General features: G+C 60.0%; 24 protein-coding genes. 9 read left to right on the top strand and 15 right to left on the bottom strand.

All coding sequences use genetic code 11. The features are described from left to right. Positions 1–199 precede the first annotated feature (199 nt). Both corA and C0V74_RS05875 read left to right on the top strand, forming a co-directional pair. Complete coding sequence (gene corA, locus C0V74_RS05870; protein WP_143251012.1) at positions 200–1171, top strand: magnesium/cobalt transporter CorA; 972 nt, start codon at positions 200–202, stop codon at positions 1169–1171. A gap of 385 nt (positions 1172–1556) precedes the next feature. Then, positions 1557–3437 (top strand): potassium transporter Kup, encoded by a 1881-nt coding sequence (locus C0V74_RS05875; RefSeq protein ID WP_143251013.1) that lies wholly within the window; start codon positions 1557–1559, stop codon positions 3435–3437. Between the two features lie 177 nt (positions 3438–3614). Here C0V74_RS05875 and C0V74_RS05880 read toward each other — a convergent pair whose 3' ends face one another. Further along, entirely contained in the window at positions 3615–4898 is a 1284-nt protein-coding gene (locus C0V74_RS05880; RefSeq protein WP_143251014.1) for an NADH:flavin oxidoreductase/NADH oxidase family protein, read from the bottom strand. A gap of 745 nt (positions 4899–5643) precedes the next feature. Continuing rightward, complete coding sequence (ligD, locus tag C0V74_RS05885) at positions 5644–7593, bottom strand: non-homologous end-joining DNA ligase (RefSeq protein ID WP_143251015.1); 1950 nt, start codon at positions 7591–7593, stop codon at positions 5644–5646. A 428-nt stretch (positions 7594–8021) separates the two neighbouring features. Here ligD and C0V74_RS05895 point away from each other — a divergent pair, with 428 nt between their 5' ends. The 5 genes from C0V74_RS05895 (at position 8022) to C0V74_RS05915 (ending at position 11460) form a co-directional block, all read left to right on the top strand. Beyond that, positions 8022–8453, top strand: coding sequence for a hypothetical protein (locus C0V74_RS05895; RefSeq protein ID WP_143251017.1), 432 nt, complete (start codon positions 8022–8024; stop codon positions 8451–8453). A gap of 161 nt (positions 8454–8614) precedes the next feature. Then, positions 8615–9067, top strand: a complete 453-nt coding sequence (locus C0V74_RS05900) for a hypothetical protein (protein WP_143251018.1) — start codon at positions 8615–8617, stop codon at positions 9065–9067. A 108-nt stretch (positions 9068–9175) separates the two neighbouring features. Next, on the top strand, positions 9176–9616 hold the full coding sequence (locus tag C0V74_RS05905) for a MucR family transcriptional regulator (protein WP_143251019.1): 441 nt from the start codon (positions 9176–9178) through the stop codon (positions 9614–9616). Between the two features lie 67 nt (positions 9617–9683). Next, on the top strand, positions 9684–10457 hold the full coding sequence (locus C0V74_RS05910; RefSeq protein WP_143251020.1) for an alpha/beta fold hydrolase: 774 nt from the start codon (positions 9684–9686) through the stop codon (positions 10455–10457). A gap of 64 nt (positions 10458–10521) precedes the next feature. After that, complete coding sequence (locus tag C0V74_RS05915; RefSeq protein WP_143251021.1) at positions 10522–11460, top strand: aldo/keto reductase family protein; 939 nt, start codon at positions 10522–10524, stop codon at positions 11458–11460. Positions 11461–11571: 111 nt separating this feature from the next. Here the strand turns inward: C0V74_RS05915 and C0V74_RS05920 are convergent, their stop codons facing one another. From C0V74_RS05920 to C0V74_RS05945, 6 genes are all read right to left on the bottom strand, one after another. Continuing rightward, positions 11572–11886, bottom strand: coding sequence for a hypothetical protein (locus tag C0V74_RS05920; RefSeq protein ID WP_143251022.1), 315 nt, complete (start codon positions 11884–11886; stop codon positions 11572–11574). Next, the gene (locus C0V74_RS05925) at positions 11883–13034 is read right to left on the bottom strand and encodes a site-specific integrase (protein ID WP_143251023.1); all 1152 of its coding nucleotides are present in this window, start codon (positions 13032–13034) and stop codon (positions 11883–11885) included. The genes C0V74_RS05920 and C0V74_RS05925 overlap by 4 nt, the downstream gene beginning before the upstream one ends. A 225-nt stretch (positions 13035–13259) precedes the next feature. Continuing rightward, a complete protein-coding gene (locus C0V74_RS05930) occupies positions 13260–14735 on the bottom strand; it encodes an AAA family ATPase (protein WP_143251024.1) in 1476 nt (491 codons plus the stop codon). Positions 14736–15090: 355 nt separating this feature from the next. Next, positions 15091–15483 carry a hypothetical protein gene (locus tag C0V74_RS05935; RefSeq protein WP_143251025.1) on the bottom strand — a complete coding sequence of 131 codons (393 nt, stop codon included), beginning with the start codon at positions 15481–15483 and terminating at the stop codon, positions 15091–15093. A gap of 84 nt (positions 15484–15567) precedes the next feature. Further along, entirely contained in the window at positions 15568–15933 is a 366-nt protein-coding gene (locus C0V74_RS05940) for a hypothetical protein (protein WP_143251026.1), read from the bottom strand. A gap of 82 nt (positions 15934–16015) precedes the next feature. Further along, positions 16016–16678, bottom strand: coding sequence for a hypothetical protein (locus tag C0V74_RS05945; protein ID WP_143251027.1), 663 nt, complete (start codon positions 16676–16678; stop codon positions 16016–16018). Positions 16679–16803: 125 nt separating this feature from the next. Between C0V74_RS05945 and C0V74_RS05950 the strand changes: the two genes are divergently transcribed. After that, complete coding sequence (locus tag C0V74_RS05950) at positions 16804–17019, top strand: helix-turn-helix transcriptional regulator (RefSeq protein WP_143251028.1); 216 nt, start codon at positions 16804–16806, stop codon at positions 17017–17019. A gap of 90 nt (positions 17020–17109) precedes the next feature. On the opposite strand, the gene C0V74_RS12860 is transcribed toward C0V74_RS05950, so the two are convergent. From C0V74_RS12860 to C0V74_RS05970, 4 genes are all read right to left on the bottom strand, one after another. Next, the gene (locus C0V74_RS12860; protein ID WP_168194160.1) at positions 17110–17286 is read right to left on the bottom strand and encodes a hypothetical protein; all 177 of its coding nucleotides are present in this window, start codon (positions 17284–17286) and stop codon (positions 17110–17112) included. 114 nt (positions 17287–17400) lie between these two features. Then, positions 17401–17709, bottom strand: coding sequence for a hypothetical protein (locus tag C0V74_RS05955; protein ID WP_143251029.1), 309 nt, complete (start codon positions 17707–17709; stop codon positions 17401–17403). Between the two features lie 75 nt (positions 17710–17784). Next, positions 17785–18159 (bottom strand): hypothetical protein, encoded by a 375-nt coding sequence (locus tag C0V74_RS05960; protein ID WP_143251030.1) that lies wholly within the window; start codon positions 18157–18159, stop codon positions 17785–17787. Positions 18160–18473: 314 nt separating this feature from the next. Beyond that, positions 18474–18950 carry a hypothetical protein gene (locus tag C0V74_RS05970; protein ID WP_143251031.1) on the bottom strand — a complete coding sequence of 159 codons (477 nt, stop codon included), beginning with the start codon at positions 18948–18950 and terminating at the stop codon, positions 18474–18476. 135 nt (positions 18951–19085) lie between these two features. On the opposite strand from C0V74_RS05970, the gene C0V74_RS05975 reads away from it, so the two are divergent. Further along, the gene (locus C0V74_RS05975) at positions 19086–19550 is read left to right on the top strand and encodes a uracil-DNA glycosylase (protein ID WP_210413458.1); all 465 of its coding nucleotides are present in this window, start codon (positions 19086–19088) and stop codon (positions 19548–19550) included. Positions 19551–19788: 238 nt separating this feature from the next. Here C0V74_RS05975 and C0V74_RS05980 read toward each other — a convergent pair whose 3' ends face one another. From C0V74_RS05980 to C0V74_RS13315, 3 genes are all read right to left on the bottom strand, one after another. Next, entirely contained in the window at positions 19789–20784 is a 996-nt protein-coding gene (locus C0V74_RS05980; RefSeq protein WP_143251032.1) for a hypothetical protein, read from the bottom strand. 101 nt (positions 20785–20885) lie between these two features. Further along, complete coding sequence (locus C0V74_RS05985; protein ID WP_143251033.1) at positions 20886–24260, bottom strand: UvrD-helicase domain-containing protein; 3375 nt, start codon at positions 24258–24260, stop codon at positions 20886–20888. Further along, entirely contained in the window at positions 24260–26908 is a 2649-nt protein-coding gene (locus C0V74_RS13315; protein ID WP_143251034.1) for a PD-(D/E)XK nuclease family protein, read from the bottom strand. The genes C0V74_RS05985 and C0V74_RS13315 overlap by 1 nt, the downstream gene beginning before the upstream one ends. Positions 26909–26942 lie beyond the last annotated feature (34 nt).

Below are 26942 nucleotides of genomic sequence, written 5' to 3' on the forward strand. Positions count from 1 at the left end.
TGGCTGCTGGTGCCCCCTCCCCCTGAAGCCGGATAACAGCGTCTGCTTTTGAGGCTCTGGCCGACGTCACCGAATGACCGAGAATGGGTGGAAAGCAGACATTGTAGTCTCAGCGCAGTCTTAGCGAACCTAGGTTTTCCTGCGGCAATCGCCGGTATAGGCCGCCGAAGAGCTTCTGTTTCGTTGGCTTGGAGACGTTATGACGATCGTTGCTGCCTATCTGTATCAACACGGCAGGCGTGTCCGACCGGTCACCCTGAGCGAGAAGATCGACTGTCCTGAAGACAAGTCCGAGTTCGTTTGGATCGGAATAACAGACCCAACTGACGAAGAACTCCAGCTACTGCAAAGAAATTACAAGCTACATCCACTCGCGGTTGAGGATGCACGCAAAGGCGATCAACTTCCCAAGATCGACGTTTATGAAGACCAACTATTTGTAGTAGCTCGGACAGCGCATCTCACAGCGTCGGATGAGATTGCCTATGGCGAGACAGCAATATTCGTTGGCCACAGTCACATAATCACAATCCGGCACGGCTCTGCTCGTAGTCACAGCCCACTGCGCGAGCATCTCGAAGCGTCACCGTCCCTGCTAAATCACGGAGTTGACTACGTCTTGCACGCGATCCTGGATTTTGTCGTCGATGGCTACCTCCCGCTCGTGGAGACCATCGAAGATGAGGTTCTCCTAATGGAGCAGCGGACTCTCGACGCCTTTTTGAAGCGTGACGACATCAATCGCATTTTCAAGCTGCGCCGCGAGCTGATCCGGTTTCAGCGAGTGCTAGGGCCCATGAATGAACTCGCAGCCAAGCTCGTCCGGCTTCAACTCCCTTGCATTGATGAAGAGACCCGGCCGTATTTCAGCGATGTCCTTGATCATATTCGCCGAGTTCAGGGCATGGTGGATGCGTTAAGGGAAGTTCTCAGTTCCGTATTCGAGTTCAGCAACCTGCTTGAGCAGCAGCGTACCGGAGACATCACCCGGCAGCTCGCCGCTTGGGCTGCTATCCTCGCTGTGCCGACTGCCATTGCGGGTATCTACGGCATGAACTTCGACAATATGCCGGAGCTACAAACTCGATACGGCTACTTTGTCGTGCTTGCAGCGATTTTGGCAGCTTGTTCCATTCTTTACATTCGCTTCAAGCGAGTGGGATGGCTTTGATATCGACTGTCTGCCCCAGGACTGCCAGTCTCTTTAGGCCGCATAGGCTACAAGCTGACCTTTCGCTCTCGGCCGTTGCAGCGGTCTCCGCGGAAGCTCGATCTCGAAGCGAATCTGAAAGCTGATTGCTAAAACAGAGCGATGGTGGCTAGGGCGCGCGTGTGCCAAGGCTTGAGCCTCCACCGCCAGAGGAACTGCATTCGGCTCTAGCTGGTGCCTACAAGGCCGCAGCTGATCGATATGAGGCGGCTCTTGCGAGCGAGCGCGACCCGGCCCGGCGTGCCCACCTTTTGCGAAGCATTGCAGGTGAATGCCGTTTAGCGGCGGTGCACCTGGACCGAGCCAAGCAAGCCCGCTCTGGCGGGGAGCAATCCGAAAGATCAGAATGACTAGTCCGCATGACGGTCACGGCAAATCAGGCAAGATCAAGCTCGCGCTCGGTGCGCTCGGAGTCGTCTTCGGCGACATCGGCACCAGCCCGCTTTACGCATTGCGGGACACATTCGGCGGCCACCATCCGCTCCCGCTTGATAGGCTCCATGTCTTCGGCATCGTGAGCCTCATGTTCTGGTCGATGATGATAATCGTTACGATCAAATACGTCGCGATCATCATGCGCGCTGATAACAAAGGCGAAGGCGGAAGCTTAGCGCTGCTGGCATTGATCAACCGGAGCACACCCGGACGCAAGTGGTCCGCCGGGGTCGTCCTTCTGGGTGTATTCGCTACTGCTCTGTTTTACGGCGACAGCATGATCACCCCCGCCGTATCCGTGCTCGGCGCGGTCGAAGGCTTAGCGATCTTCCAGCCCGCGATGGGTCCCATGGTTGTCCCGATCGTGATTGCGATCATGGTCGGGCTCTTCTTCATTCAAAGCAGGGGCACGGCTAAGGTCGCCACGTTCTTTGGTCCGATCATGCTGCTGTATTTCGGCACGATCGCCACTCTCGGTGCCATCAGCATACTAGCGATGCCTGGCGTCATTGCTGCCCTTAGCCCGCATTACGCGGTCATCATGTTCGCGGCCGACCCGTGGCATGGCTTTCTTGCCATGGGGGCAGCGGTTCTGGCTGTGACGGGGGCAGAGGCCCTTTATGCTGATATGGGTCACTTTGGCCGCAACCCAATCAGAGTGTCGTGGCTGACACTCGTCTATCCCGCCCTGACACTGAACTATCTTGGACAAGCGTCACTGTTGCTTCGTGACAGCACTAGCTTGCAGAGCCCATTCTACCTTTTGGCTCCTGAATGGTTCCAATGGCCCCTGCTGCTGATCGCTAGCGCCGCAGCAATTATCGCAAGCCAAGCGGTGATCACGGGAGCGTTCTCGGTAACGCAGCAAGCGATCCAGCTCGGCTTTATTCCTCGCATGCAGATCAAGCACACCAGCGAGGCAGCAGCTGGGCAAATCTACGTTCCGGTGGTCAATTGGGCGTTGATGATCGCTGTCATTGCGCTCGTGCTGATTTTCCAAAGGTCCGAAAACCTCACCGCCGCTTACGGGATCGCAGTGACCGGCGCGATGCTGATCGACAACGTGCTCTTGGCGGTCGTGCTCTTCCACTTGTGGAAGTGGAAGCCGTGGGTGTCGCTTCCGCTGCTCGCAATCTTCTTTACACTTGATGTCGCTTACCTGGGTGCAAACCTCATGAAGGTTCCGGATGGTGGTTGGGTGCCGCTGGTAATGGGGGTATTCATCTTCACTCTCCTGACCACCTGGTCACGAGGCCGGTCGCTCATGCACCAAGCGATGACCGATAACAGCCTACCGATCGAGGTGTTCGCGAAGAGCGCATGCACCAGCGCGACGCGGGTGCCTGGCACCGCTGTTTTCATGACGTCCACCGGCCAAGGCACCCCCTCGGCTCTCTTGCACAACCTCAAACACAATAAGGTCTTGCACGAGCGTGTGGTGATTTTGACGGTGAAGATAAGGGACGTGCCCTTCGTCGCGGAGGCCGAAAAGATTCAAGTTGAGGACATCAGCGATGGTCTATTCCGGGTCGCCCTCAATTATGGTTTCATGGAAGAGACTGACATCCCTGATGCCTTGGCGCGGACGCAAATGTGCGGTCGGCCCTTCTCGATGGTTGAGACAAGCTTCTTCCTTTCACGCCAGACGCTCATTGCGTCAGAGAAACCCGGCATGGCGATCTGGCGAGAAAAGCTATTCGCATGGATGCTGCGCAATGCCGCTACACCGATGGTGTTCTTCCGACTTCCGACAAATCGGGTCGTCGAACTTGGAAGCCAGGTGGAGATTTAAGGGGCGTTCAGCGCTGACTCCGGCGTGGCCTCCATTTTCTCGTGTGATGACTGCTTTGGGTCGTTTGCAGACCGACAGCTTTTTGCCGACGCAGCAAGCAAGCCGCCTGTCCGCGCTCAGTCGAGGTGGAGCTTGGCTTCTACGACCGATTTTGGGTGGGAAGCGGACGGCGTGAAGTTACCTGTCCATCTCAGCGGCCTTTGCCGCATCTCGTTTTTTGTAGGCTATTGCCGCCTTCAAAATGTTCCGCGACCGATCAGGTTCGCCTCCTTCCGAGAGGCGGACCATCTGCTCGCAGAACCAAGCTTGCGCCCCACCAGCGTTGAGCGCCTTGATCGACTGATAACGGCTCTTGGGTCCGAGAAATGCTGGACCGAGCCTCAAATGTTGTTCAAGCCGTGGCAGTGCATCGATCTTGCCGGAAAGAAGGTCTGCCGGTGACTCCGGGGCGGCGCACAAGGGGCGCGCGATGCCGATCAGGTCTACGCTGCCCTCGGCCAAAGCAGCGTTCATCGCAGCGGCGCTTCGAAACCCCCCTGTGACCATGAGCTTTGTCCGCTTGAGACTGCCTCGAATGCGCGGCGCGAACTCAAGAAAGTAGGCTTCTCGTGCCTGCGTCGCCGCATAAGCACCGTCTGCCTTGCCACTGATGCCCGCCATCTTGGGCGCTTCATAGTTCCCGCCTGAGACTTCGAGGAGGTCGATGCCCTCTTGGTCCAGCCACCCCGCTACCTTGATGCTGTCTTCGATGTCGAAGCCACCGCGTTGGAAGTCCGCAGAGTTCAACTTCACACCGACGCCGAAGCTGTCACCCACGGCACTTCGGACAGCGCGCACGATTTCCAGCAGAAGCTTTGCCCTGTTCTCCAGAGTGCCACCCCACTGGTCGTCTCGCTTGTTCGTCCGAGGCGAGAGGAATGAGGAAAGCAGGTATCCATGCGCGCCGTGAACTTGGACGCCGTCGAACCCAGCATCGCGTGCAACAATGGCGGCGCTTACAAAGCGTCTCTGGACATCGGCGATATCGTCGGCGGTCATCGCCACCGGCTGGCCGAACTTCGCCGTAGGACCGAGCGAGAATGCGACTGCGGAAGGTGCCTTCGGCGCGGGATTGATATTGTAAGGAGTCTGCCTGCCCCCGTGCGAGAGTTGCGCCCACATCGCTGTTCCGTTGGTCTTCCCGGCCTGCGCGAATGCCGCGAGACGTTCTCGCATCAGGTCGTCAGGTTCGCGGTCGATGATGACGTTACCCGCCCGCTCAAGGTGCGTTCGGTCAACTTGGATATTGCCGGTCAGAAGTAGACCGATGCCACCGTTCGCCCAGCGTCCATAGAGGCGGATTAGTCCGTCCGACGGACGGCCCGCAGCGTCAGCTAGACCCTCAGTCATCGCAGCTTTGCAGAGCCGGTTCTTCAAGGACTGCCCGTTCGGCAAGGTCAGCGGGTCAGCAAACGATGTCATATTGGCTCCTGCGGGTTTCAGACCTCATATTGCCCGGACCCATTCACGCCAATGATGTCTCGCCTGTCCGCGCCCCAAAGTCTGCTTTGGGTCGCTTGCGGACAGGCGGCTTAGGTCAGCGCGAGGTTATTAGCGGACCTTCGCAATGGGCGGCGTCGAAGTCCTTTCGCCCACATTTTCCGCACTTCAAGTTCTTGGCCAAGTGGCTAAGCCGCGTGTCCGCCCCGCGCCTCATAAGGCGCTCTAGCAACTTGTCCGGATTGCATCGGCGAACATGCCCACACTTGCAGCTCAGCTTGAGCCAATAGCCCATCTTCGCAATGCCGGAAGCCCATCCACCTGGGCTAGAACGAAAGCGGAACAGCCTGCAAGGTCGTGAATCGCGAAACCACTTTCCTACAGTGTGCCAGCATGAGTAGCTGGGGGCATGCGTCGTCTCGATCGAACTGAGCTTGAATTTTTGATGCTGCTGTTCGTGGGGTTGGTGCCTGCGGCGTATTACACGGTGCACTTTTTGATAGCTCTGCTCTGAACCCGGAATAACGGAAACATCCTTATCCGCTGCGGCATCACTTCCCCCGATCGCTCACAGGTGCGCGTGGCGTTTAACGCAGCCGGGGACGTTCTCAGAAGTGCTACTCACGCGCGAGCATGCTAATTTGGCCACGACAGTCCGCCAACTAACATGCGTCAACGATGAAAACGATGACCGCTATCTTCACCAGGCGGCCGTCAAGCAGCAGCCCTACGAAAGCTGGCCGGGTAAGAGTTGGTCGACTTGGCCCCAGCCGGCCAGCGCCTTGGAGTTGGCACGTTTGATCAGTTGGGCTGCGTCCCTAGTGGTGAACGCCGCAGCGCTATCGATTTTCTTAAGTTCACTCCAAGTCACTGGTGCAGCAACTGGCGCGCCCTTCCTGGCACGGACCGAATAGGGCAGCACCGCGGTCGCCGTCCTGCCGTTTCGCAGATAGTCGAGGAAGATGCGCCCCGCCCGCTCCTTTTTAAGCAGCGCGACCGTGAAGCGATCTGGAGACAGCTCGGAAAGCGCAGTACACAAGCTGAGCGCAAAACCACGCACCGCTTCCCAATCGGCCTGCGGGATCAATGGTACAACGACGTGGACGCCCTTACCGCCGGTCAGCAGCGGGAAGCTGGCGAGATTGAGCTGCTCGAGCGCGTCACGCACAATCAGAGCTGCTTCCCGAACCGCTTCGAAGTCCAGGCCTTCGTCCGGATCGAGGTCGATCACAAGCCGATCGGGCGCTTCCACATTCGTCACCAGGCTGCCCCAGCCGTGGAACTCCACTGTATCAGCCTCGACGCACTCTAAAACGCCTCGAGTGTCCTCAACGTGGAGGTAGTCCTCTGTGCGGCCATTCTTCTGCATTATCGGCATGCGTGCGACGGCCTTGCCAAAAGTGCCAGGATCAGTGGGCGGATGATTGAGATTACGCTGGAACCAGCAACTGCGGCCCGAGCAGCGAACGAGGTTCAGGGGGCGCCGCGCGACCCACTTCAGCATCACCGGCGCCAGCGCGGCGTAATACTCTCTGAGGGTCGCCCGATCGATGTTTGGCGAGCGCATGTGGGGCTCGGAAGAACGAGCCGTTCGGGCGGTCCGAAAGGCATGCGCAGGTTCTACGACCTCGATCACCGTCGCGTGGCGGGCAAGCTCCTCGCCCCGCAAAGTTTTGACGCGCACTCGTAGCCCAGGCAGCAGCCAGCCGGTCTCCTTTCGAGGCTCCATTGGCAGGATGGGTTTGTCTGTTCGCAGGGTCTCGGCGGCTTGCCAGAAACGGTCGCGCGCCGGGTGCGATAGCGTCACCATCGCGCCGCCGGCGTATTCGAGACCGCCTTCTTTCTCACGGGCCAGTAGCGCCACCGGCGCCCGGTCGCCTTTGCTGGTGCCGATGACTAGGAATTCTTCCTGAGTGAAGGTTTTGGTCTTCAGCCAACGCTTCGAGTACCCGCTTGTGTAGCGGCTTCCGAGTTTCTTGGAGACGATGCCTTCAAGCCCCATGCGATCAGCAGCTTTAAACAGGTCGGCACCTTTGCCAACGATGCCTTCGCTGAAGTGGATTGGCTGTGAAGGGTTCACCGGTCCGATCAGCCTTTCGAGGGCTGCACGCCTTTCCTCGATTGGCTGGTTGCGCAAGTCGCGCCCATCGAGGTGCAGTAGGTCGAATGCCATGAACACCAGCTCGTGAGGCCGCTGGGCGATGGTAGCCCGCAGGCTGGCAAAGTCGCTTCGGCCTTTCGCGTCCTGCACGATCACTTCGCCGTCCAGGATTGCACTGGCGCATGGAAGACACTCTGCCGCATGCACCAACGGGTGGTAGCGTTCCGTCCAGTCGTGCGCGTTGCGGGTATAGGCGCGCACCACCCCTTCAGCGATGTGGATCTGGGTCCGGTAGCCGTCGTACTTGATCTCGTGGATCCAGCCGTCTCGCTCCGGCGGGGTGTCGGCCAGGGTTGGCAGCAGCGGCTCAACAAAGCGCAGGACGGCCGGGGTCGGTCCGGACGCGAGCGGCCCGTGGTCCGGCTGCTCGTGATATACGACGTCGCCTAAATTGCGCCGATCGACAAGTTCGCCGCACGCTGGGCAAGCATGAAAGTGCTCAGCCTCAGCCAGGGCGGGAGCGATCGCCGCTTTGCGATTAGACGCCTTCCGGCGTTGATCTGAGATACGCGCCACGGCGGAGTCAACCTAACCGCCAAGACGGGGTTCCTTCCCCGGGACGGACTCGCCTTGGCGCAAAACGGATTCGCTTCAGCGCGCAAGGTGGAACGGGCGATTCCAGCGAGCACTTCTTTGGACATGCCAATCCCCGAAGCCACCTCTTGCTCCGTCATCCAAGGAATCACGTATGACGCAGGCACGCGAAGCCTGAGGCTCACGTTCAAGGGCGGCCGGCATTACTCCTACGTGGATGTTGCGCCCGAGCTTTACGAAGAGCTGCGCGATGCGCGAGTTCATCCAGCTCTCGAACCCTCACACGGCTGACGCGTAAGGGTCTTTGTGGTCACAGACGGGCTGCAGGAGTCTGCCGTCTCGTTACCTGTTTACGGTCGCAACGATCTTTGCCTAGGTGGCAAGGTCCGCGGGCGCCGCTATGGAAGCCTATGATTTTCGCCAAGATCGACCACTGGATCGGTCGGACTCTTTTCGTCCCGCCAATCGTCAAGTTTTGCCAAATCACCCGCCAGAGCCAGTTTGCCGTTTCCCGCCTCTTCTGGTTCATCGCGGCCCTGGACGGGTTCTACCGCGCGGAAACGCTCGTGGGGTCTCTCCTGTGGGGCGCATTGAGCTTGATTATGATGATCTCGGCCGCTCGTCGCGCGGACCAGCCGACGGCGAGCTTCATGTTTTTCCGGTTGCTTGCTGTCTTTTTGCTTTTAGCGGATGTCCTAAAAGGCATCCTCACCAGCGACTGGGCTGGGTTCGAGTTCTGGATTTTTGTTCTGGTGGCTGAGTATGCCGCGATAATTCGGACCATACCCCCAAAAGATGCCGCGGAGAGGAAGTTACGACGAGCGCACTCTCCCATCAATTGAGGCGGTTCTCCCGGCCCTAGTCTTAACCATTGGGCCGAGATTAATTGGCAAATTAAGTACCCTTCCTTCGCCCTGAGCCGCGCGCCTTGCTGTGCGCTCAAAACTGTGTTGTTCTCTACTCGGGGTCGTGCTGCCGAGTCGGCACAGGGGGAGTTAAATCAATGAAGAGACTATCAAGCGCTCTATTGGCAGCGGGTCTTATGGCCATGTCTGTGCCGGCACTTGCGGAGCCTTACGTCGATTACACGCCGCAGAAGGGCTACTGGCAGATCAACGCAATCGAGGTCGATCCCAACCATGTCGACGATTATTTGACGGGTCTCCGCACGTCTCAGGTCAGCGGCTTCGAAGTACTCAAGCGGCGCGGTATGATCGATGATTACAAGTTCATGGTACGGAACGGCTACGTGAAGGGTTCGCCGAACGTGATGATCATGACCCACTCACCCACCTCGGCGAATCTCGACGCGGACAAGGCCAGGGACAAGGCAATCGAGAAAGAGATGTACGCGGCCTTCAGCAAGAAACAGGGGGACGCTGCTGTCGCGGGATACGAGAAATACCGCACTTTCATTGATGATGCGCAGTGGACTGCAGTGGACATGGCTAAGTAATCAGCACGGCGGGGCGCCATTGGTGTCCCGCCGCCTTTAGGAAAGGTTTGCGCTAGCGGCGCCCCTCCCTATTCGGGCCGCGACTTAATGTGATCGCAAGGACACCCCATGGATAACATCAACACCGATACGAGCGAGATGCTTATCACGCTGACCGCCGACATTGTCGCCGCGCACGTGAGCAACAACGACGTTCGCGTGGCGGACGTACCCGCGCTCATTGCGACGGTCCACCAGGCGCTGTCAGGCCTAGGCACCCCTGTGGAAGCCCCTGAAGCTCGTCCGGAGCCCGCGGTATCGGTGCGGGCCTCCGTAAAGAGGGACCACCTCGTCTGCCTCGAGGACGGCAAGAAGATGAAGATGCTCAAGCGCCACCTGATGACCGACCACGGCATGACCCCGGCGATCTATCGGGAGCGCTGGGGGCTTGGCGCGGACTACCCGATGGTCGCGCCCGAGTATGCCGAGAGGCGGCGGGATCTCGCCGTGCAGATCGGCCTCGGCCGCAAGCCCGGCCAAAAGCGCGGCCGCCAGAAGAAGGCATCCTAATCGTCATCTGAAGGCGGGGCCCGCAAGCCGGTCGTGATCGTTGGTGTTCCAACGAAGGAGCACGGCTTTGCACCAGATCCAACGCGGCTCCGGCCCCAAGCTCCTGCTGATCCACGGCCTGGGCGGAAGCTGGCGGTCGTGGAGCACCGTCATCGATGCCCTGAGCGCGGAACGGACGGTCATCGCGGTCGATCTGCCCGGGCACGGCGCCACGCCAGCGGAAGCCGACAGCGGGACGTTCCATGGTCTGGTGGGGAGCGTTGAGCGCTACATCGCCGACAAGGACTTGGCGGGGGTCGACGTCGCGGGCAGCTCGATGGGCGCCCGGATTGTGCTCGAGCTGGCCCGGCGAGGCAAAGTCGGAAACGTTGTTGCGCTCGATCCGGGGGGCTTCTGGCGCGGGTGGGAGCGGACCTTCTTCAAGACCACCATAGGAGCTTCGGGGCGCCTGGTCCGGGCGATCCGCCCCGCCCTGCCCGTGCTGAGCCGAAACGCCGCCTCGCGCAGTGCTCTGCTCGCACAGCTGTCCGCGCGCCCCTGGAAGCTCGATCCGAAGCTCGTTGAGACCGAACTGGCGAGCCTCAGCGCCACCTCGACGTTCGACGCACTCGTCCGAGACCTTGGCGACGGTCCGGAGCAGACTGGCCCCGCGGCCGACCCCAGCCGCCGTCTCGTGATCGGATGGGGCCGGCGCGACCGGCTGTGCCTTCCGAGGCAGGCGGCGCGGGCCAAACTGGCTTTCCCCTCCGCGGAGCTGCACTGGTTCGAAGCCAGCGGCCACTTCCCGATGTGGGATATGCCGGAGGAAACCATCGCAGTGATCCGTGCCGCGGTTCAATGATCAAGGAAGGGCTAGCGCTATAGCGGCTCCGACACGAACCGCTCCCCCAATCGAGGAAGATTTTATGAAGTACCGGAAGCTTGGCAGCAGTGATCTTGAAGTCTCCGAAATCTCCCTAGGCTCCTGGCTCACCTACGGGGTCGGCGTCGAGGCGGTGCAGACCCGAGCGTGCCTCGACCGTGCGTTCGATCTGGGGATCAACTTCATCGACACTGCGAACGTCTACGGTCGCGGCAAGGCGGAGACCGTACTTGGCGAGATGCTCGAAGGACGCCCGCGGGATTCCTATGTCCTGGCGACCAAGCTCTTTGCGCCAATGAGCGACACCGACAAAGGCTTGTCGCGTGCACAGATCCTGAAACAGATCGACGCCTCGCTTCAGCGATTGCGCACGGACTACGTCGACCTCTACCAATGCCATCGCTTCGACATAGAAACGCCGCTTGAGGAGACGATGGAGGCGCTGACCGAGATCACCCGGCAGGGTAAGGTGCGCTACATCGGGTTCAGCGAGTGGTCGCCCAAGAACATTGAGGATGCGTTGGCGATCCCGGGCGTCGAGCGGTTCGTATCGAGCCAGCCTCAGTACTCGCTCCTCTTCCGGCGTCCGGAAGCCAAGGTCGTCCCGCTGTGCGCGGCGAACGGCATTTCGCAGATAGTCTGGTCCCCGCTCGCTCAGGGCGTGCTTTCGGGCAAGTACACGCCTGGTCAGCCTCTGCCGGCCGGCACTAGAGCCACCAGCGACGAAATGGGCACGATGATGCAGAGCTGGCTCCGCCCCGAGGTTCTGGAAGTGGTGCAGAAGCTCAAGCCCATCGCGCACGAAGCCGGCTGCACGCTCTCGCAGTTCGCGCTGGCCTGGGTTCTGCGCGAGCCCAACGTGGCCTCCGCGATCGTTGGCGCAAGCCGTCCTGAGCAACTCGATGAGAATGCCGCGGCATCGGGCTTGTCGATCGATCCGGCGCTATTCGGTCGCGCCGAGGAAATCGTCGCCGGGCTGTAATGGCGCTTGCCGGACACACTTTGGATTGGCCTGCAGCTCCCCCGCGCAGTTAAAAAAATAGGCGGGAAGAAAGCACCCCCACACAGCGCCAGGCCGTGTGGGGGTGTAGTGTTAGGCGTCGACCGGCGGCTCCGGCGGCGCGTAGTATCTGCCGTCCCCGCTTCGGCCCCAGTTGGGCCACTCGGGTTCGCACTTCAGTCCGGCCTTCAGCGTGATGCCCGCGTGTTGCCGGTTGAAGCCCAGCGCGGCCAGCACGCCGACAATGCGGCATCCGGTGTCGATGCCCTCGCCGATGCACGCGTTGATCAGCATGTGCACCCGGTCGTGCTTGTTGACCCCGGCACTCGCCAGGTGCCGCTCAAGGTCCCGCAGGCGGAGGAACAGTGCGTCTGTGCCCGACTGAGCCGGTCCGGTGCTGGGCGTCATCTTGCGCCTCCCAACATGAGGTTGTCGGCGCCCGCCTCCACCGCCGCGGCGAGCGAGCTGTCACTCACATAGGCGTAACGAGCGGTGCTCTCGGACCTCAGGTGGCCCGCCACCTTGCCCGCGACGTGAAGCGAGACCCCGTTGTTGATCATCGCGCCGATCGCGGCGTGCCGCAGGTCGTGGATGTGCAGGTCCGGCAGGCGAGCCTCGATGCAAGCGGTCCTCCAGGCGCGCTTGATGTTATCGAAAGGTTTACCCGTCGCCGGATTCGCCAGCAGCCAATCACTGGTGCGCGGCAGGGCCTTGATCGTGGCCATGACCGCCTTACTCAGCGGCACCCGGCGGGGGTGCCCGTTCTTGGTGTGCGGGATGAGCCATTCTTCACGGTCGAAGTCGATGTGCTCCCACTTCGCATTAAGCGCTTCGCCGCGACGCGCGGCCGTCCCGAGGAGGATCTGAACGATCGGCTTTAGCAGGGGATTGGCTGAACGGCCGGAGGCACCCAGCAGCCGGTTGACCTCGGCGGGTGTAAGCAAGCAGGTCCTTTTGTTGTCGTAGCGCGGCCTCGCCACCGCGGAGACCGGGTTGCGATCAGAGCCCGGTAGCCCCCAGCCCTGTGCGAGCTTGTAGCTGCGGTGCATCACCAGGCGCAGGCGATCCACTGAGGCGGGCGCCAGCCGCTGGCGAAGCTCGGCGAGGTAGTTTTCGATCGCTTGTGTGGTCACCTGATCGATGCGCAGCTTCCCGAACTTCGGAATCAGATAGCGACGGTGGGCCAACTCGACGCAGGCATGCGAACGCAGATGCCCCTCCGCGTGCTCGACGTGCATGCCGGCGAGTTCCTTGAACGATGCGACAGCCTTCCGGTTCGCCTTTTCCTCGGCGGGGTTGCCGCCCAGGACGATCTTGGATCGCAGCTCCTTCGCCGCGCGCTTCGCCTGGTCGAAGGTAATGTCCGAATGGCCGCCCAGTTTGATCTGCGCGGCATTCCCGTGGGGGGTCGTGTAGTAGAGCCAGTACGTCTTCGATGTGGCCCTGATCTCGATCCCGAATCCGGTTTGTTCAGTGCACCGGTACACTTCCTTACGCTTATGTGGTGGGCAGGTAACTTCCCGGCAGAATGCCGAGGTCAGTTTAAGCTTGGCCATGGGCCGTTCCTTTCTGTGAAATGCGATGATTGCCGAACCCAAGAGCGCCGCGTCGCCGCGGGCGGGGTCCGGGTACGGGTGGAGTGGCCGAGCGGCCCCAGGCTTAGTGAAAAGGCGAACTGCGAAGGGTCGGGCGGCAGCCGCTCCCGCAAGCTACAGCGAGCGAACCGCGAGAACCTGGGGGCAGGTGGAATCCTGGAATTCTGAAACCTGCGGCCCGAGCCGCTAGTCGGGAGCTGTCCAATCTAGCAGCCTAAACACCATCGCGCCCCGGTCCCGTACCGAATAGTCCCAGTGGTGCTTTTCGAGATCGTCGCCGGTGTAGCGTTCCAACACCTGCATCACCGAACGCCGGCTGACGCGGGTACGCTCGGCGACCTCCCTGACGAGCTTCATCTTCTGCACGAAACCCGCCTCGATACACTCCTTGATGACAGCAATAAGCTTGTCGTCTGCAAGGCGGGTGTCCGTCTCTGCAAACTTGTCGAGATCTTCGGCATCGATCGATCGGACGGAGGCCAGCCGCTCGGAGTAGGATAGTTCGGGGTCCGGAGCGTAGGCGTACGCCTCGTCAGCGTTCGGCCCGCGGCGTTTGAGAAATTGGAATTGCACAACTTTCTCGCCGCGCGGGGAAAGATTCGGCGACGGCACCAAAAGGCAAGCCGCGTCGAAGTCTTCGACGATGTCGGTTGTACCGCCGTACACAAGCTGCCCGTTGGGATTGGCGTTCTTTCTCGTGTGTGCCAGCGCAATCAGTGTGCCGCCCTTCAGTACGAACTGCCTGACGAGATCCCCGAAGGCAGCGGCAGCCTTCTTATCCATAAGATCGGCGAACTTCTTAAGCGTATCCACGGCGACAACCACGCCTCGGCACAGGTCGTCCCTGACCATCTTGGCGAGCGATTCATTGAGTTTCGCCGGTGAGAAACCTTCGTAGCCCGGTACCAAGGTGTGAACGCCCAGATCGTCGAGCAACACCAGCTTCTCGGCCATGCCTTTGCTGCTGTCGTCGGCGTTCACATAGTAAGTCGTCGAAGGATGAATGCGGCCAGCTTCGACTGCTTCAGAGAGAAGATGGAGCAGGATAAGCGTCTTGCCGACATTTGGCGCCGCGTAAATGGCCGTGGCCTGTCCGGCGAGAATTGCGCCACCCAAGATCGCGTGACTCGGTTGGGCACTGCCTTCAAGCGTTGAGCCCTGTCCGAGCAAGCTGAACTTCGAGAGAGGTCCTTTGGCGGCGGGCGTCGCCGTGGGTGCGCTCGGAGGTTCTGGCGTTGCCCTATAAGCATCAAGCGTGTCGAGCACCGATAGATCGGCAATACTTAGTACGTGGTCCGACGGCGCTAGATAGCGGCCCGCGGGAAGCGGGATAACGCCTCCGGGACCGACGACTTTGACCCGATCGCCCACGCAACTGCGTAGATCGTCGATCAGGACTGAGGGCGACAATTTGAACACGGCTGTCTTGCTGTCGATCCCAGTGTCGCTCCAAAGGGCTGGGGGGATGCCGATGGCCCGGAGCGCCTGGGCTTGTTGGGCGATCGCTTGAGCGCCCTTGGCGACTATCGCCACGTAACCGGGAGGCACGATGGCTTGCACCACAGGTGACAGAGAAGGAGTGGGTGAATGCTGCACCTGGAAGCCGAACTCAGTCCAGAACTGCATGGCGTCGGACACGCTGGTATTGATAGATTGAGACATGATGAACTCACTGCTGCGGCCCCAGTAGGGCTGATCTGAAAGGCGCTGGCGTGCGCATAGGCAGTGGTTGGTGCCGGCCCCAATGGGCCGGACACCTTAGGAGAAGTCGAAAGCTCGGCTGCGGGTCAATGGATCCATTGATCGAGCACTGTGTACCGGCCCGATCTGTTTATACTTGACTAATGATTGTATGCATTGGTCCAATGGCGATGGTTCTTCCTATTTGTGTGTATAAAATAGTGCAGCCGTGATCACTGATAACTAGAGCTGCTAGAAGGGACGGGGTGCGTGCCCAATCGGAAGCCTGATATTCATAGAGAGGGGTTGCTACGCCCTCTCCACAGTTTCAGACTTTTCAGGATTCCAGAGTGCCGGAATTCCGACGGCACAGCTCGGCCAGCCCCGCCGGGTCCGGACCAAAGTCTGGCACCAACACAAAGTAGGCAAATTCCGTCCCCGTGGTGTGGAGCACTTCGAAATAGCCTGGGTGGTGCTCAAGCCAATCCCACCAAGGCGTGAACTCGCCATCAGCATCACCCAGCGGGCCGGTCATCGGGTCGAAGCCCAGGAGTTGCTCAAGATCTTCTTTGCCGTCGACGGGTTCGAGAACCGCAATGCAGGTCAGCCCCCACAAGCCGGACATGCGGGCGTGGGAAACGATGCGGTTGACGAGATCGCGAAGGTTGGCGTCGAGTGGTGTGGCCAGCGCCGCTTCAAGCGTGGCATCGTCGTAGATCACATAGGTCATTGGATATCCTTTCAGGCAGGCACAAAAATGCGCTCGAGGCGGGTGCCTGAGCGCTGCTGATTGTCGGGTTAGGTGCCGCTCGATTCAGGCCGGCTGGACGTGATCCCGGCAGATGCTGAGCAACGCGGCGTCCACGGCAGGATCGTCCTTGATCAGGATGACCCACCCGAACCCGGCGTCGGAAATTACTACCGCCATCTCGTACCAGCCGTCGTGTGGATCGACGTATTCCGGTGGCGTGGCGGCGAGATCGAATCCGAGCACCCGATTGACGTCGCAAAGCTCATCGCCAGGGCAGACGATAAGGAAGTGGGCAAGCTCTTCCGGGCTGTAGCCTTCGTATTCAGTGAGTCGTGCAACGTGGTCGAGCAGAATGCCGCTCGCTACGTAGTCGGGCGGTTGTTCAAGGAGTGCGGCCAGCTGGGCCGCAGTTCGTATTGCGATGGACATAGGGGTCCCTTTCGTAGGCAAAGAAAAAGGGCCCGCGGAGTTGCTCCACGGGCCCTCGGGGGAATGCTGTTGGATTGTTAGTCTATCGGTAACGGAATTCGATCTGCGGCGCCGGTTCGCCGCCGGCCTGCTGCTTCAAAATAGGATTTAGGAAACCACGCAGCACTTTTTCGCTGCGGGGCAAGATGTCACGCCGCTTTAGTATCGCGCGTGACTTAGCGACGGCCTCCGGCTGAATGCGCTGCTGCAGCTTCAGTAGTGCGGTTTTCTCGTCAATCAGGTAGCCTGAATCCAGGACTTGGTAGCTCTTCAGTCGCACAGAAGGCTGGGCGACGAGCTGAGGCCGACGGAGGGTTATAACCAACCGGTCGGGTCCGCCAGAAACAGCGAAGTTGCCCGGCGCCAGGTTAAACCCGATGGGATACTCCACGTGATACTTGACCCGAACGCGCGCCCTTGAAGCGGGCAGCGGTGTGTAGGCAATGGACTTCTCAAGGTGCCGATCGCGCACGATATCTTGTGCCAAGGTTAGGGTAAGGAAACTCGCCTTCTCCGCGAGGACGCTTTTGATGATTGCTTCGTAATCGACGGACCGCCGCTTAACGATCCAGCTGTCATCCGTTGTTTCGCCGGCAGGCGTCATTGTCGGCGGCCCCGATAGGACCCCGCCTTGATCCCATAGGTAAAGAGTGCCCGCGGCCAATGCGATCACGGAGGCGGTGGCGAGGATGGTTCGGCTTCTCATGGTGATGCTCCTTGAACGGCGTGAGCCGTCGCCTGGACCGAGTTATCGGAAGCGACGGGGAACGCGAGTTAAAATGACACGATTGGTGTACAGACGCGGGGAGCGTCTTGCGGCCACCTCTTCACATGGACGTGGTGCAGCTTTTTGGTGCGAACGTGCGGCGCCATCGCAAGCTCAGGGGCATGACCCAAGAGCAACTGGCACACGAAGTCGGGATGGAGCGCGGCTACATCAGCGATCTTGAGAGAGGCCAGCGCAACCCGACTGTACGGACGTTGGGCCGGCTGGCTGACGCCCTCGGCGTGCAACCTGCGTTTCTTTTAGAAATTCCGCCGCGTTGAAAGTCCGAATTGGGGGGGAAGCCTTCTAGCTTTCTATATAAGATACCCGATTTTCCGCGGCTGAAGTCAGTGAAGGCATTGTTCGCCGGATCACTTGTCGAGCAGCTTGTGAATGCGCTCGATGATCGCCTGGAAGGTGCGGACGCCGGCCAAGTTCCTTTGCTCGAGCAACTCATCGCACCGGATTGCCGCCAGCACCGGGGCGTCTTCCTGGTAGCGTGCAACGTAGGAGTTGGCGCAGGCCCACAGCTCCCAGTCGGTGATCATTTAGTGGGCCCTCAGAAACTGGCACCGCGCTCGTGCTGCCATGCTGCACTGTCGCCCGCGAATGTTAGATTGCCGGAGTGTAGCGCTCACAGCAGCAACTGCCTTTGAAAGGTTTCAGTGAGAGCTGTGAGCACCCAAGTCTGCTGCGCATTGTTGAAAGACTTCCCACATCTTATTCTTGCCCCAGAATCTGGCGGCGACCTTCTCGGTGCCTTTCAATTCGAGAATTGTCGTGTTGCCAAACTCTCTACTGTCCCAGACCAGCATAACCTCCCCCGGCCGATCAGGTTGACGATAAACCCACGGCTTCCCGATGTTTACATACTCGATCACGCAGCGCTCGAGGTCAAAGATGCTAGGACCCGCGACCTCAGCTGTGAATTCTGGAGGCTTCTTCCGTTCGTCGATCAGCCGGTCAGCCAACGCCGGAGACGACAGTGCGACCAAGCACAGCCCAATCTTCCAAAGCTGCATTACTCTACCTTTCACGTCATTGCCTCACCGAACGATCGCGCGCCGATACCCAGCCGCCCGCGCTTCGGCCTCGCTGCAGAACATCGCCTCGGCCCGGGTCTGGGCGTAGTAGGGCATCCCCGGCAGATGGTAGATCCACTCGCCTCGCCGGCTGTGGTTTCCTTTGATCACGCACCCTTGAGACGGGGCGGCGTTCGCGCGAGCGGGCGTCGCGTACCTCTGCGGAGAGCCGCGCGCCTCTGCCGGCGTGCTCACCGCGGTGCGGTATTCTTCGGGCCGGACGAAGCTCGAGCTCCAGATGCCGAGCTTGGCCGCTTGTGCTCTTGCCTCATCAGCTAGGTAGCGGTCGCTGTATCGGCGGAACGCAGTAGCCCAACCCTCCGCGACCATCGCCCCCATTGAGGTCCACGCCACTTACCTGGCAGACGGCCACCAGCCGCCCGTAGGTGTCTTTCTCTGCGCCGGAACACGTCACCTGTGCGGTAGAGATCATGCCCGCCAGGTGTTCGCGCGCCGCCTTGCCGCACTCCCAGGCTTGCCCGCTGCGGTTGCACGTTTGAGAGAGCTCCGGGGCGTCGATGCCGAAGAGACGGACGCGCTGCCCGGAGATTTCGAGGGTGTCCCCGTCGATAACCTGCGGCTGCCCGCTGAGCGTGCCGGCCTGAGCCGAAGTTGTCGCGGCAAGCGCTAGGAGGAAAGCGAGCGATCGCACGTTAGAACTGCCTCTCGGCCTTGCTCGGATCGTACGCCTGGCACTTGCCCACGAAGTCGCCCGCCTTTCCGGACAGGTTGATCACGCCGGTGAAGCGGTCGATGCGCATCTTGGGGTTGTTGATCGGGTTGACCGCGACCGAGCCGGTTATGTCCGCGTCGGTGACCTTGATGTTCTTCAGCGTGAACCAGCCGTCTTTACCGCCCCTGAGCATCGGCAGCATTGCGCGCGGCATCCGCAACTGACCTTCCGACCCCGTGATCTGAACGTTGACCTGATCCGCGAACCCTTCTCGCGAGTTCTGCGTGACCGTCCCGCTCGCGGAGTCACCGTAACTGTTCCAGGCGTTGAATGCCCCGCCGCGCTGCTTGTTCGCGGCGCCGTCGCCGAAGCAGACGAGGCTGAGCGACGCCGCGTCCTGAGCGGTTGCAGCTTGCCCTGTGGCGAGCGCGAGTGTCGTCAACAGTAACCTACGCATTTGATCCCCCTCAACATTTCGACTGAAGCTAATTGCGAGGAGTTAGGAAAATGGAAAAGCGAAAAGTTCGTGTGCCTTTGCCGCAGTTCGCACTAAATCTCAGTCATGCTGGTTTTGCCTGAGCACTCGAGAGCCATGAGGAACCCGGCCGTCCGGGCCGAAAGGTTGGCCGCACTGGGCGAGCCCCACATCGCCCCTCTCACGGAGCTAGTCCACGCATTCCGAGCGAGGGACGGTAGCGAGTACCCCTACTTCGACCCGGCCGATGGCGGCGTTGATGCGGCAATTCTGTTTCTGCTGGAGAAGCCGGGGCCGATGACGGTTCCGACCGGTAAGGGCCTCAGGCAGGGCTCGGGCTTCATCAGCCGCGACAACGACGACCCCACCGCGGAGGCGTCCTTCTGGTTCTATCGTGAGGCGGGCGTCGACCGGCGGAAGTCGGTTGTCTGGAACGTGATCCCCGGCTGGAACGGGACGATCAAGGTCACCCCGGCGGAGCTGCGGGTGGGCGTCGAGGACCTGGCGGCGCTCCTCCTGCTATTGCCCCGGCTTCAGACGATCGTGCTTGTTGGCAGGAGGGCGGCGCGGGCCGAGCGTTGATCCGAGGCCTAGGGGCCCACGCGGTGTTCCACTCTGCGCACCCCTCAGGACAGGTCCGCGCGGGGAACCCTCACCTGTGGGCCGAGATACCGCTCATCTGGAAGACTGCCTGGGAGGAAACCTGCCGTCGTCCTGCAAGTGCTCACTATAGGACTTCTTACTAAGCCGGCGGCAACTATCGTTTGAGTGGGGTCGTATCGCCACCATTCGACATCCAGTCGCCGCCCAAGACCCAGCCTTAAGCAGCTTTCGGAGCGCCCTGCTCGAATATGGATTCATACCGGCTGCGGAGCCATTCGAAGCTCTGATGGCGCTGGAAAGCAGGAAAGCTAAAGGCGTCACGCGTGCTCACCGATATGAAGCGATCGCTGAATTCCGGAGCAAGCAATGACTTGAAGCCGTCGAAGACGTCGGTCGCACCCGTTATACGTGCGAGCTCACCTTTAGCTGCCTTCAGACTCTCGTTTTCGCTAGGTGAGATGTGAAGCACGTCCACTCGATCAAAACCGCTGAGCGGGTCGAGCTCGCAATGGTAGGCAAGCATCTGTTGCCGCAGCAGCTGATACCATGGGTTCAAGAAGAAGTCGGGCAGTTGAACAGGAGCGTCGGCGCGGATCGGTCCGTGCGGCCGCTTCCATAGGTTGGAATAACGGGCCAAGCGCGTTGAATCGCCAGCAATTTCGCTGGCGTGACGGATGGCGCTATACGCTTCTGTATACTTCCATTCGATAAGGGTCAGGTACTCCTTGCCCTCGTAACGGTAGCGCACTGCAGCGTCGACCGAAGTAGAATTCGACCCCCGCGACCTCTCTCCGTTCGAGTTTGCTTCGTTCAGATAATCGGTTTCGGGGAACCATTCGAAAGTGAGGTAGCAGTCTCGGCCCTCTCGATTCTCAATTGGTTTAGCTTCCGCTCCCCGCAGCCCAAGCACGTGATCTATCCAGCTGGAGGCAAGCGCCTGATCGTGAACCATTGGGAACAGGAAGTTCACGCAGCAGACTTGCGATGAGGCGCCATGATTTGCCCTCGTGTGCCAATCGATTGCCTGCGCTCCTGCCTCATCTTTGTAGGCAAAAAACGCGACTATTTTATCAGCATAGTCCGGATGAAAATTGGCGGCCGCGTGCTCGCGAAGCAGCATCACGTCGCTCCCTTCATGACCGGTTTTTACATCTGATTGCGCACCGAAAAAGGCGGCATGTTTTGCATATTCCTGTCGTTGATAACGCGTCATCGAAATCCCCCGTCGTTTCATTTCCAGATACGTCGCTCGATACTCCTTAGGCCGCAAAGCTAGCCACATCGGTCCCTCTCGGCGCTTTCCGGAGCAGCGATTTAGCTCCGAGATACCTGTAGTACCATTCCGGATGTAACGAACACCACAAGTCCCTTTGGTATTCCGGTGATCTCGAGGTAATGTTTGACTTGCTCACCATACAGATCTGCGTCGGCTGTCGACGGGCTAACGTCGCTCTTCCAGTCGATTACCAGCTCTGGGGTGCCGTCAGCGCCAATTAGTAGGGCATCGACGATACCCGACACCGCGACGGCTCCCTCGTCGGCGCAACGATAGCCGTAGACCGGCAGTTCTGGCACAAGCCTTGAGAGGAGTGGCGCAATTTCCGGCAGAGCCACTGTGCGCATGACTGTCTCAGCCAGCTCCTGTGGGGAGAAGCCGACCGCCGCATTGTCCTGCGGCTCCTGGCCAAGTTCTTGCAGCAAGAACTCAGCTCGGTTCGACAAATCCATCGGATCAGGCGATATCTCCGCGGTGAGAATCTCCTCTAACAGCTTATGTAAGACCAAGCCCCGCTCACGTCCCCCTTGAATCTCACGCGCCCCCACCCCCTGCTCGTCGTCGGGGCCGATAGTAAGAGTAATCGCAGTGCCTTCTGGCGCACCTAGAAGGCCTTCACCTCTGCTCGGCGCGACCCATCGTAAAGTCGGAGTGACAGATGCGATGAATGCCGCCTCCTCGCCAAACATCTCATGTGTTTGATGATTTTCTGCAGCATCCAAATCTACCGCGAAGCCGGGCTGATGTTTCTCTATCTCGATGAGCGGCAAGCTCTCAAGATCGAACTCCATTAGCGCATTCCAGCTGCTGCCTTTGGGCCTCACGTTTAGCTTCGGAAGGACAAGCAGTTCCCGAGCGCGGGTAGCAGCTACATACCACAGCCGAAGCCGCTCCCGCTCACGTTCGGCCACCTCGGCTTTTTTTGCCTGCTCATACCCGGCCGGACCAGTTCCGAGTATGGGAATGAACATGCGGTTGCTCTGGCTGTCGATGATCGGATCACGAACGTTGTTACCGCTCGTCATTGTGTTGATCGGCACGACGATGGGCCATTCGAGACCCTTCGAAGCGTGCATCGTGACCAGGGACACTGCCTCTTCTTGCGCGTCTGGCCGCCCCTCGACGGATCTGCTCTTGCCTTCCCAGGCCTCACTCATTGCAGCCGCGAACGCCTTCATGCCTCGAACACTATAGGGCTGAGAGAGGCTCAGAAAGAGATCGATATTGGCAAGGGGCCGCTCGGCTTGACCTCCATGACGTTGCAGGACGATCGGCCGTATTCTCAGAACATCTATCGCCTCAGCCAGCAGCTGATGGGGCGTGGTTCCGTTTGCCCGTCTGCGAAGAGCCTGGAGCTTCTCAAGGACGCTTCGTGCGACAGGATGCCTTATCTCTGGGGGATTCAGATAAATGCTTAGCCTTGGCCTGGCGCCTGACTGGGCAGGATCACGCGGCTGGCCTTCCAAAATATCAAGCAGCTGCTCTTCAGTGAGTCCAACGAGAGGCCCCCGTAAAAGGGATAGGAAAGCGAGGGTATCGCTACCGTCTGCGAGCACACGTGTCAGAGCGATTAAATCCTGCACTTCCTGCCGCTGGAAAAAACCTTTTCCCGCTTGGGTCGCGACAGGCACTCCACGTTTCTCAAGCGCTTCCTCGTAGCGCCACAGTTCAGTTCCCCCCGGGGCTAGCAAGGCAATGTCGCCAGGCTGGCAGAGGCGTTGCTCCTGAGTTTTGCGATCCACGACGATTTGGCTGCCGATCAATCTGCAACACATCTCGGCGACTGCTTCCGCTTCGCAGTCACGCTGCACGCTTGAGGGAGCTTTGCCATCTGCACCGGCACATGCGATTGGTAACGCGGCAACGCACAAACCTTCGACGGGGTCGGCACGATAGGCTTCAAGCGGAGCGAAACCCGGCTGCCCTTTCTCGACTGTCAGTTCAGAGGCAAATCGCTCGTTCACATATCTAAGGATCGAGGCACACGAACGGAAATTCGTCGAGATGGCGAGGAGACTTTTCGGATCACGGGAAACCATGGCCTCCCGGGCCCGGATGTACGCCGCCACATCAGCGCCGCGGAACCTGTAAATTGCCTGCTTAGGATCCCCGACCAAAAACAGAGAGCCTGGGCGGATCTTGAACTCGGGCCAATCTAACGGGTTATGGCCCGGTCGCTGATCACCGCAGAGGCGCCAAAAGATCTCGGTTTGGAGGGGGTCAGTGTCCTGAAACTCGTCAACGAGTACGTGCTTAAATCGATCAGAAAGGGCGTCGCGCACAGCGGAATGATCCCGCAGAAGCCGACGCGCCGAATGTATCAAGTCGTCGAAGTCGAGCAGAGCTGAGATTCGTTTGGTTTCCTGAAACTGCTCCGCGACCGGCCGTAGCTCAATCATCAGACCAGCTAAGATGTGGCTCGCCGCCGTCTCGAGCATAGCAGTCCACCGGGCGCAGCAGGTGGCGTGGTGATCTTCGGCCTTGGAGTTGAGCTCGGCAGCGTCGGTTTTGGATACGCCGGAAACCCGTGCTGCGGCCTCCCACTTCGTCCTCTTCTGATAGGCCCGAAATGAACCTTTAGCCGTGCACAACGACTTATCAGCGGCCAGCGTCACCAGGCGAACAAGCGCTGCTGCCGATTGATCGGTTTCTGCGAACGATGCTTCGCGGCTCATAGAGGCGAAGGCTTCTGCTGCTGCTTTGCTTTCCGGCTCTGCGACCTGTGCTCCAGCAACGAAACTGGCGTATCCTTTCGCAGCCTCCTTCAACGCCGAAATCTTTGGTAGAAGAGGCTCAACGTCAGGTGCCCTAAGCTCTCGATTTTTTCGGAGCGCCGAGGCGATTGTCCAGACGAGCTCTGTCGCTTTGGTGGGGTCTTGAAAGACCAGTTCCGAAACTATTGTCTCACTTCGCGAGTCTAACGCATTCCTGATCCAACGATCGACAGCCTCGTCAAACATCAGCTCGACCTCACCTGGATCCATCAAAGAGGCGCCTGGGTCGATACCGGCTTCGACAGGATATGGCGTGATCAGTCGCTGACAGAAACCGTGGATCGTAGTGCAAGTGACTTGATCGAGATTGCCCGCGGCCACCTCGAGCGCCTCTCGCTGGCGAAGCGATAGTCCGTCGGGAATTGCAGCACTCATCTCGGCCGGCACTGACCCAGCAAGAAGATCGTCAACGAAATCTCGAATTCGCTCGAGCAGCTCGCTTGCCGCAAGTTCGGTAAATGTGACCGCGGCAATGGAGTTCGGTGCAGCGCCACCTGCGAGCAGGAGCACCAGGCGACCTGCCATCAACGCTGTCTTCCCCGAACCCGCGCCTGCCTCCACAAGGAAGGTGCGTTCGTGTTCGGTCAGGGCAGCAACCCGCGCACTTTCGTCAGAAAGGTTCTCTGACATCATGTTCATCAGGGTGCCTCCCAAACTAGAGAGGCGTCGGCCATCAGCTCTTTCACGGCACCCAGCTTCCGCGGGCAGTATCCATTGCTCGCGTTAGCGGGGAGAGCGAACCGAAAGTCGTCATACTCGCCCCCACTATCTGGACCTATCAGAGCCTTGCCGCTCAACAAGCTGGCTCGCGCAATTCGCAGGTACTGGATGAGACTTTGTAATGCAGCGCCCGGCTCCTGGAGACGAAGTGACACATCGTCGCGCGGGTAGAGCAAGACTGCTTCAATCTCGGTTCCATCGCCGAGCAGAGCTTTGACGGCATAGGCGTAAAGGCAGCGCTGAAGTTCTGCGCCGCCGTTCAGTGCTATAGTCTCGGGCGGCGTTCGGCCTCCCTTATAATCGATTAGCCGTGCTAAGGTTCTGTCGCCCGAAAGGTCCAACCGGTCGATGTAACCTGAGATATGAAATCCTGTCGTGGGAATTGGAACCGCCTTTGCTATTTCCCATGGAGATCGCCGAGCTGATTTTCCGTCGTCACGGCCGAAGGCGACTTCTGTGTAGCTTTTTTGGTTAGGCAGCGGTGGCTCTGAATGTTGAAGAGCCTTGCACGCAACTGCGCTTGTGTCCTCGATCGTCCGTCGCCAAATCATATCCGGCGGGACGGAGCCGCCTCTTAGCCAGTTGCTTGAAACTTGCTTTGCCGCTTCGGAGACGGCCAACCGGATCTCTTCGGAATTTGATTCCGCGAGCCCCTTCTGCTCCTCAAGCAGTTGAACAGCTTCATCCAAGATATCGTGAAGCAGGAGTCCGGCTTCTCGTGCATCAAGCACCAGCGCTTTGTTCGCTGCTTGGGGGGGATTGACGCCCAAAGCATACCGCCAAGTGAAACCTAGGGGATTCCGCAGGAGCTTGGCGAGGGAGCTTGCGGATTGCACACGCTCGAGAGCGGTTAGGAGCGCTGGTTGCCCTTCTCTGACCAGGCCGTCGTGGGAGGTAATGCTAGGGCTGTGCCAATCTCGCCAGCACTCGATTGCCGACCTTGCCAGATCACTCGCTGCAAACTCGTTCGATCGGGCCAGCAGGCGATCGCTTTCGCTCATCGCGTTTTGTGGCCGGCGGTTTCTGCGCAGGTGCTTTTCTGCGCCCCGCCCACGGAGAAGCGGGCTTTTTCCCAGAAGCCGGCCCTCTTTGTCTCGGCGAGCGCGCGAAAGTACGACCTGAGTAACAGTCGAGGAGATGATTGTTTGGAAGTCGCGGCGGTCAGCCGCGGTCACTGGCAGAGGGTCGAGTTCTGCACTCGAGATTATGTGATCAGGAAGGAGCCGGTCGTCGGATCCTCTTCTTGGCCAATCGCTGGAAGTTAACCCAAGGAGGCGAACGTGTTTCCGAGGCGAGCCCGCCAAGGTCGCCGCAGGCATCCACGCGACCGAAACGCAAGGCTCGCCAGCGTCCTCCTGGCGCATAGCTGCGATCGTCGCGTCGATCTGTCTGGGGCTGCCAGCTACTAGTGCCTTGCGCCATATGTGCAGGGCGTTCCCAGAAAGGAAAAGGCTGCCTGTTTCCTCCGCGCGGTCCGCGCCTGATGCCAAAGCCTCAATGATCCGCCTCAGCCCAGCCGTGTGGTCGATGCCCCCAGGCCATTGCTCGGCCCCCATGGGTTCGAGGAGCCGCTGCCACGATCCCCAAGAGTCTAGAAGAGCCTCTCGAGGCAACACTCTTTGCCATCCGGCCGGGAGCGCCGCGAAGGGTCCAGAACCAGATAGGAGTGTTGCGAGCCGCCGAACTCGATCTGCGGAAAGCCCGCGCACGAGCACGTCTGCGAGGGCAGCGGCAGCTTGTCCGGAGCGCGTACCCGTGACGGGTACCCTATGGACAAAATAGAGATCGATGTTGGCGTCCGCGCGTAGCGCGAGGAATTCATCGTCGAATGCCGCTGGCGCCGCTGCGGCGATCGCGATGTCGGAAGGCTTGGCGATGCCGCTTGTGATCAACTCTCGTGCCCAGCGCAGCGCTTCTATGGCCTCGTGGAGAGGGCTGGCCGTGCTGACTAACTGAACCTCGGGATCGTGCGCTTCAGTGCGATGAACGGTGACTGCAGTCCCTTCGAGCCAGGCCGGTACCGCTACAGGCCCCGCGTGCCACTGTGTTGGCAGAACTTCGCCTAAGGCTAGCAGTAAGGGACGCCAGCACGGCGGGAGGTCCCCAAGCCCGATCAGATCAAGGTCACCGAAGAGCGCGGGCGCGTGCCGGAGGCGTTCCATTGAGCGCGACACCAAGTCGCACGGCCTTTGCATCGATAAAGGTAAGGACTGCAAGACCGCTCGTTCAAGCTCGGCGAGAGCTGCGACACGGGGATGAAGTGCCGCCCGTGCCTCCAGGTCTATGCCTGCGCGCCAGACCTTCTGCAGAGTCTCTGCGGCAGCGCCTATCATACCCGGCAGCGATTTGATTGGCCCCAGTTCGCCTAGCTGTACAACCGGTAACGCCCGCTGGATAGCGGTGCGGAGTGCGTCGCCATCAATTGTCTGAGTGAAGCCACCTGCCAATCGTGCAGCCAGCTGTTCGAAGGACATGATCTGGAGACCGTGGCGATGTTCGCGTGCCGCCTGGAGGCGCGCCTCTCGGGCGGCCAAACGGCCTTGCGCGATGTACGTCTGCCGCTTCATCCCAAACCCCCGACCCGTGTCCCACTGTCAGGTG

The sequence above is a fragment of the Altererythrobacter sp. TH136 genome, from assembly GCF_007065885.1.
Taxonomy (GTDB): Bacteria; Pseudomonadota; Alphaproteobacteria; order Sphingomonadales; family Sphingomonadaceae; genus Tsuneonella.